Source organism: Enterococcus lemanii (assembly GCF_016909125.1).
Lineage (GTDB): Bacteria > Bacillota > Bacilli > Lactobacillales > Enterococcaceae > Enterococcus_I > Enterococcus_I lemanii.
In genome coordinates this window covers 63760-70352 of the sequence record NZ_JAFBFD010000010.1, presented here as the reverse complement: position 1 = coordinate 70352, position 6593 = coordinate 63760, and the positions used below count along the sequence as shown (strand labels likewise).

General features: G+C 37.3%; 6 protein-coding genes and 1 pseudogene. 1 reads left to right on the top strand and 6 read right to left on the bottom strand.

All coding sequences use genetic code 11. The annotated features are described in order from the left end of the window. Positions 1–291: 291 nt before the first annotated feature. A pseudogene (locus JOD14_RS04355) lies at positions 292–1659 on the top strand (IS1634 family transposase); the annotation flags it as partial. Positions 1660–1821: 162 nt separating this feature from the next. Here JOD14_RS04355 and JOD14_RS04350 read toward each other — a convergent pair. The 6 genes from JOD14_RS04350 to JOD14_RS04325 all read right to left on the bottom strand — a co-directional run bounded on the left by JOD14_RS04350 (position 1822) and on the right by JOD14_RS04325 (position 6559). Continuing rightward, a complete protein-coding gene (locus tag JOD14_RS04350) occupies positions 1822–2751 on the bottom strand; it encodes a hypothetical protein (protein WP_204653554.1) in 930 nt (309 codons plus the stop codon). Positions 2752–2769: 18 nt separating this feature from the next. Further along, complete coding sequence (locus JOD14_RS04345) at positions 2770–3054, bottom strand: hypothetical protein (RefSeq protein ID WP_204653553.1); 285 nt, start codon at positions 3052–3054, stop codon at positions 2770–2772. 78 nt (positions 3055–3132) lie between these two features. Further along, on the bottom strand, positions 3133–3792 hold the full coding sequence (locus tag JOD14_RS04340; RefSeq protein WP_204653552.1) for a Crp/Fnr family transcriptional regulator: 660 nt from the start codon (positions 3790–3792) through the stop codon (positions 3133–3135). Between the two features lie 13 nt (positions 3793–3805). Further along, positions 3806–4027 carry a heavy-metal-associated domain-containing protein gene (locus JOD14_RS04335; protein ID WP_204653551.1) on the bottom strand — a complete coding sequence of 74 codons (222 nt, stop codon included), beginning with the start codon at positions 4025–4027 and terminating at the stop codon, positions 3806–3808. A gap of 142 nt (positions 4028–4169) precedes the next feature. After that, the gene (locus JOD14_RS04330; RefSeq protein WP_204653549.1) at positions 4170–5330 is read right to left on the bottom strand and encodes a class C sortase; all 1161 of its coding nucleotides are present in this window, start codon (positions 5328–5330) and stop codon (positions 4170–4172) included. After that, the gene (locus tag JOD14_RS04325) at positions 5327–6559 is read right to left on the bottom strand and encodes a class C sortase (RefSeq protein WP_239576077.1); all 1233 of its coding nucleotides are present in this window, start codon (positions 6557–6559) and stop codon (positions 5327–5329) included. The genes JOD14_RS04330 and JOD14_RS04325 overlap by 4 nt, the downstream gene beginning before the upstream one ends. Between the last annotated feature and the right edge of the window lie 34 nt (positions 6560–6593).

The window sequence follows — 6593 nt, the reverse complement described above, 5'->3', positions numbered from 1 at the left end:
CATTGTCAAAAGAATTCAATCGTATCAAAGTAGCGTAGGGTATTTTGTTGGCTAAATCAGGCTAAGCCTTTTAATTGGAAGCATCAAGAGCCGCTGCGCTTCTTCTCTTGACCCATCCAATAAAAAAGCTTGATTGAAACTCGCCAACAATTTCCCAAAAAATGTAAGGGGGAAAAACCATCTCTTTAAAAAGAAGCTAGAAACCTTGATAGCAGTGCTTTTTTAAGTATTTCTTATTCTAGTGGCTTTTTCTGAAATTTTTATGCATTTGATATTGCAATTTAGCTTTCTTATGATTTAAATAAAATTTTATCTTTATTAATTTACATGAGAGTCTTACATCCCACTTCAAAAAAAGGGAGCCTCGAACGAGCGAATGAATTAATTGAATCGCATGAAATTGAACAACAACACATGTATCGAGCTTTAGATATTTTGGCAAAAGAATCGGATTTCATTGAAAAAACGGTCTATAAAAATAGTGCCGCTCTCACCGATAGAAAAACAGAGCTTTTATATTACGATTGCACAAATTTCTATTTTGAAATTGAAGAAGCGCAGGGATTAAAACAATATGGGCTTTCAAAAGAAAATCGTCCGAATCCAATTGTTCAAATGGGGTTGTTTATGGACGGGAGTGGTTTGCCTCTTGCCTTTGTCATTAACCCTGGCAACCAAAACGAACAACCAACCTTAAAACCATTAGAAAAAAGAATTTTAAAAGATTTTGAGTTGTCAAAATTTGTCGTTTGTACCGATGCAGGGCTTTCCTCTTATGAAAATCGCTTGTATAATTCGATGGGCAACCGGGCCTTTATCACGACTCAATCCATAAAAAAACTAAAAAAGCATCTCAAAGAATGGGCTTTAGATCCTTCTGGTTGGCGTTCGTCCGGTTCTGACCAAGCCATTAATCTCAATGATTTATCTTTGGAAACAGATTCCCGTGTGTATTATAAAGAACGTTGGATGAACGAAAATGGACTGGAACAAAAACTAGTCATCACTTTTTCACCCAAACACAAGAGATATCAAGCCGGGATTCGCGAAAAACAAGTCGAGCGGGCTCAAAAAAAAGTCGATTCCCCTAGTACGCTCGGAAAAAAATCGATTCATTCTCCTGAACGCTTTATTCAATCCACTCATGTGACGACTAATGGTGAGATTGCCCGAAAAAGTCAGCATGTACTTAATTGGGATAAAATCGAAAAAGAAGCAATGTATGATGGGTTTTATGGGGTATGTACAAACTTAGAAAGTAGTGCCGAAGAAATTGTTAAAATAAATCAACGGCGCTGGGAAATCGAAGAAACTTTTCGTATCTTAAAGAGTGAAATGCGTTCTCGCCCTGTTTACCTTCAAAAAGACGAACGGATTAGAGCTCATTTTCTCGTTTGCTTTTTATCGCTACTCATTTATCGGCTTCTTGAAAAAAAACTAGAAGAATCCTTTACTTGTCCTAAAATTATTGACACACTTCGAAAAATGAATGTCTTAGAATATACCAATGAAGGCTATGTGCCAATGTATGTACGAACGGACTTAACCGATCGCTTACATGATTTATTTGGGTTTCGTACAGATACAGAAATTGTCCCCCTAAAAAAAATGAAAAAAATTTTAAAAGACTCAAAAAAAGAAAATAGTACTCACTTTTAAAAGGTAAAAAATGACGAAAACCCTTGGTATAGAGAGGTTTTCGTCATTTTTACTGTCAAACTTGAGATAGTACACTAAGCACCTAGAAATGTAAACATTTTAAAACAAAAGTTCTGATGATTTTCTTTTTTATTCATTATTTTTTGCTAAATTTACAAAATTTCACGCAAATTCATGATAGTAAGCGCGAATTTTTGTTTTCAGTTGCTGAATTTCTGGGTATGCAGCTAAAGCTTCTGCCGCCTTTTCATCCCCAAAAATAGCTTGATACTCGTAACGATAACTCTTCTCCCAATCCGGTACTTCGCTAAGTGTCGGCAAAAATGGATACAATAACGCAAAGTGGGCTTGCGCTTCAATCGTAATTGCTTCCATGATTTGGGGATCTTGATTTAACCAAAATTCTTCAACCAACTGTTTCATCAAAATTAAAGCAGGGGCATCATGAAAAAGTCTACAATTCGCTAAATCAACGAGCTGTTCCCCTTTAAAAACACTCTTTACGACTACTTTTTCTTTTACACCACAAGCAATGCATTCCTCAATTAATTTGGGTAAAATAAAAGGATTTTTTAAATGGAGCCAGTGATTTTTGGCGAGTTGGATAAAGCCAGTTAAAGTCATTTTTTTCAACCAATTTTGCCATTTTTGACCACCAATCGGCTGAATTTGGCTATCCCAAGTGCTTAATTGTGTCGCTCGACTAGCATAATCTGTCTCCCCTAAAAGGTCTTGCGCCATCTCTAATTGAAGTAATTCCGCTTCTAAGCGCTCATTTGGGTATTTGGTCAAAAGACGATGCGCAAAAAGATATTGGCCATCAAGCAAATACAAACGCACATAGTCAGTCAAGGTTGCTTCTGTTTTTAAATAATCTTGTTCGTATTCTGAGGCATAAAAGATCGCTCCTTCAAAGTCACCTAACAAACGCAACGTCTCAACGAGTGAGGTCACGACTTCAAAGACAGGGTCAAGATCATAAAGTGCTAACCAATCCTTTTTAGCCGCTAAATAATCATGCGCCAACATTTTACGAGTCGCATTTCCACGTAACTGGCCTTTTTTATCAGGAAATTGAATCATCTCAGGCATTTGGCCCACTCCTCATTATTAGTATAAGTGTTCAATAATAATTACATCTTCTAACGCACCGGTGGCATTCATTTTCTCTGCTTTTTCAGCTAAACTATAACCTTTAAAGACTTCACCATTTAACTCATCCGTTATTTCAAAGCTTTGTGCTGGTTTTATTTGGATGCTACCAGATAAAATCTCTTGAACACTATCCCAACCAGTATCTAAAAATATTTTCGTTTCATCCGACACTTGTAAAGCTTCCAGTTGTTGGACCACTTCTTTTAATTCTTTAAAAGTCATTGGTTGAATTTCTTGCATGGTATTCCCTCCTTCTTTTCTCCTATCCGTATTGTATCGAAGTTTGAAGAAAAAAAATAGAAAAAAAGACGCCGAAACTTAGATTTCCTCTAAATTTTCGACATCTAGCAATTGAATCCGATTTTTATCAAGTAAAATCATGCCTTGTTCACTTAATAATTTAAATTTGCGTGACAATGTTTCTGGCGTGGTGCCTAAAAAAGCCGCTAATTCTTTTTTCTTCATCGGCAAAGTAACCAGCATATCTCCTTGTACCTTATACAAATCAATTAAATACGTCGCCAAACGTTCTTCAATCCGTTCCATCATCAAAAATTGTGACTGCTGTTCTAAACGAGTAACTTTTTGCGCCGTTAAATTTAAAAGTTTCATACTTAACTCAGGCAATTCACGTAATAGATTTTGAAAATCTTCCTTACGAATCAAACAAATTTCCGTTGGCTGCAATGCTTCTGCGAATAAATTTTCATTATGCGCACCAAAAATCGTATTCTCTCCTTCGTACCCACCAGGTTCAACAACACGTAAAAGCTGTTCTTTCCCATTTGGTGAAAGTTGATATACTTTCATCGAGCCACGCGCCACGATCGCTAAATGCTCGTGACCATCTGGTGTAATAATTTGTTCCCCTTTGGCAAATTGCTTATGTATAGCAAGCTCATTAATCAAGTATTGATCATTCATATCTAGATGATTAAACAAAGGAACTAACGTCACGCATAAATGCTTCGTTGTCAAACGTCTCACCTACTTATTTTACTTTTTGGCTTAAAACATCAAACCCCACCGCTTCAATTACTTGTACAACGGCATCAACGGAAGTTTTCGTCGGATCAATCTCTGCTTTGACTTTACTAGCATTAAACAATACTTTCAAGTTCGCTACACCATCGATTTTCCCGACTGCAGTTTCTATTTTTTGTAAACAAGTTGGACAAACCAGTTCTTCTAATTGTAAAACAATCTTTTGCATCAGAATTCTCCTTCTTTCACTTTGTTAAATTAAGTATACCGCTTTTGCTATAAAAATAATTGATAGCCGTCAAGTTTCTTAAAAATGATAAAATCCTGCGTTTTCATCGTTATGACTATAAAACGCAGGATTTTATCTTTATTTAGTTATCACTTGCTAAGACAACAACGAGGTCTTTTCCTTTGGTTTCTTTCATAAACTTTGTAGCATAGATTTTTGGTGCTTGGTTTTTCTTTTTGATTCCCGCTTTTATTTTTTGTTTACGCGAAATAAAATAAAGTTGATATAGTCCACCTGGTAATTGGCTAAATTCCACTACTCCTTGCTCATTTGGCGTGACGATTAGCGGTTGACCATCACGCATGAGTGGTTTTTTGCCTTTTCGATCAAATAGTTGGACTTGTTCTTGCAACGCGGCGCCTTTTTCGTTTTGTAATTTAATTTTCAAGTCAAAAGAAGTCCGCTTTAGTCGTTCAAGTAAAAGAATCCGAACAAGCATCGTTATACTCCCTGTAATAATTAAAAACGTACCTACTAAAATACTAATTTGCTTCAAGTACCGTGTTTGATTGCCTTTTTCTACCAATTTTTCCACTGCTGGCGTATAAGGAACGCGGTGCCCGGTGACAAGGAGGCGGTGCGAGTTAATCATATACGGGGTACAAGTAACAAGTGTCACTAAATCTTTTTCTAAGTCAATTTTTAACGATGAAGTTTCATGGGGTTCAACCGTTTCGATGGTATCGACTTCATAAGCCAGTGTTTCGCCTAAAACGGTTAGTAAGAACAGGTCACCCAGACCCAGCTTGGGTAAATTGGTAAACAATTCGCGTTCGGGAAGCCCTCGATGCCCCGTAATGACGGCATGTGTGCCTAAACCACCGACGGGAAAAGAAGTCCCTTGTAAAACGGTTGCGCCAATGTTCAAAAAGCTCGCCGTCGTCACATCAAATAGGGGCATTTCCACTGCCAATTTAGGAATATTGACCGTCCCGATTAGATGTTCTTCATAGACTTCGGGGCTAATGTGTTCGGCGATTGCTTCTGCTTCAAAAGGATCGGCCCCAGGGTTAAAACCTGTTTTGGCTAATTTTTTATTTTCTGCGCTTCTCTGTAATTGTTGCGCTTCGTAAGCTTCTTTTTGTTGCTTTTGGTAACGCGTCACGCGCACTTGGTCAAGATAATTATTTAAAGCATCAATATAAAAAGGATACAACATAATTAAACTACCCACTAAAAAGATTATGACCATCGCTATTTTAGAATACATTTTTTGGTTCTTTTTCTTCTTTTTGACCGTCATTTTTTCTTCACCTCGTTAATGATGAATGTTTTGCCCTTATCTTTTTGAACTTTTAAAAAGCGACGGGGACGAATAATTTTAAAGAGCGCATCTTTTAAGAAATATACCTTCCCTTTTACAACCAAATTTTCTTCCCCTTGAGCGACTGCTTGGTAAATCCCACCCGGAATATTGGTAAAGCGAACGTTTCCTTGTGCGTCACTTGTTGCGATTTGAGCCATTCCTTTTACTTTAAGAGGCGTCTTGCCTTTTTTATCCATCAAAACAAACGGTTGATTGACTTGCGGCACCCCATCTTTCAACCAAGTAAACGCAAAGTCGTAACGGTGCTTGATACTTTGGTAATAAACAAATTTCCGCCACATCCAGTAAAAAATCGTACCAAAAAAAAGAGGAATCAGTGTCATATACAACTCAAAGCGGCGTTTATGATACGTTTGGGTCTCTTTAATTTCTTTTTCCATTTCTTCTTTTGGAAAAGGCACTCGTTGACCGGTCACTAGTAAACGGTGCGTGTTAATCATATAAGGCACGCAAGTTAAAAGGGTCACTAAATCTTCCCCTTCACGAATCGTCAATAAGTCCAGTTCATGCGGCAAGACGGTCGCAAATTCTTCGACTTGATAAGCCAACTTTTCACCCGCAATATCAATAAAAAACAAATCACCTTTTTTTAATTTTTCTAAGTCTGTAAACAGTTTTTTCTCTGGCAGTCCACTATGCCCGGTAATGACAGAATGAGTATTTTCGCCCCCGATTGGAAACGAGGTTCCTTGTAAGATCGTCGCGCCTTTTTCAAGTAACACATTATTGGTTTCTTGGAAGACCGGCAAACTCACGTTAATTGTTGGGATATAAATCGCTCCGACGGTATTTTCTTCATAATATTCAATCCCTGGATTTTTCGCGTCACCTACCGCACTGGCAAACGGATCTTCGACTAACCCCATCCCAGGAATATTGTTTAGCTTACCTTCTGCTAGTAATTGTTCATTTTTCTTTTGCAGCTCTTCTTTTTGTCGTTTTAAATCTTCTAAGTTGCGCTGGACATTTTCAGCTTGCAAGCGCGCAATTGATTTTTGGTCATAGTAATTATTGACCGCATCCGACACAAAAGGATAAGAAAAAACAACCGCCCCCGCGATAAACAAAATAGCCATTAATAATTTTAAAATCAAATTGATTCGTTCGTTCTTCAAGTATTGTTTGTCTGGATTTTCTGATTTCATCAAACATTCCTCCTGACTTTTTTAAAAACTAACG

What these genes read in the sequence shown, in the direction of transcription:
- JOD14_RS04335 (WP_204653551.1), bottom strand. Translation starts at nt 4,027, where the DNA reads ATGCAAAAGATTGTTTTACAATTAGAAGAACTGGTTTGTCCAACTTGT.
- JOD14_RS04345 (WP_204653553.1), bottom strand. Translation starts at nt 3,054, where the DNA reads ATGCAAGAAATTCAACCAATGACTTTTAAAGAATTAAAAGAAGTGGTC.
- JOD14_RS04330 (WP_204653549.1), bottom strand. Translation starts at nt 5,330, where the DNA reads ATGACGGTCAAAAAGAAGAAAAAGAACCAAAAAATGTATTCTAAAATA.
- JOD14_RS04350 (WP_204653554.1), bottom strand. Translation starts at nt 2,751, where the DNA reads ATGCCTGAGATGATTCAATTTCCTGATAAAAAAGGCCAGTTACGTGGA.
- JOD14_RS04325 (WP_239576077.1), bottom strand. Translation starts at nt 6,559, where the DNA reads ATGAAATCAGAAAATCCAGACAAACAATACTTGAAGAACGAACGAATC.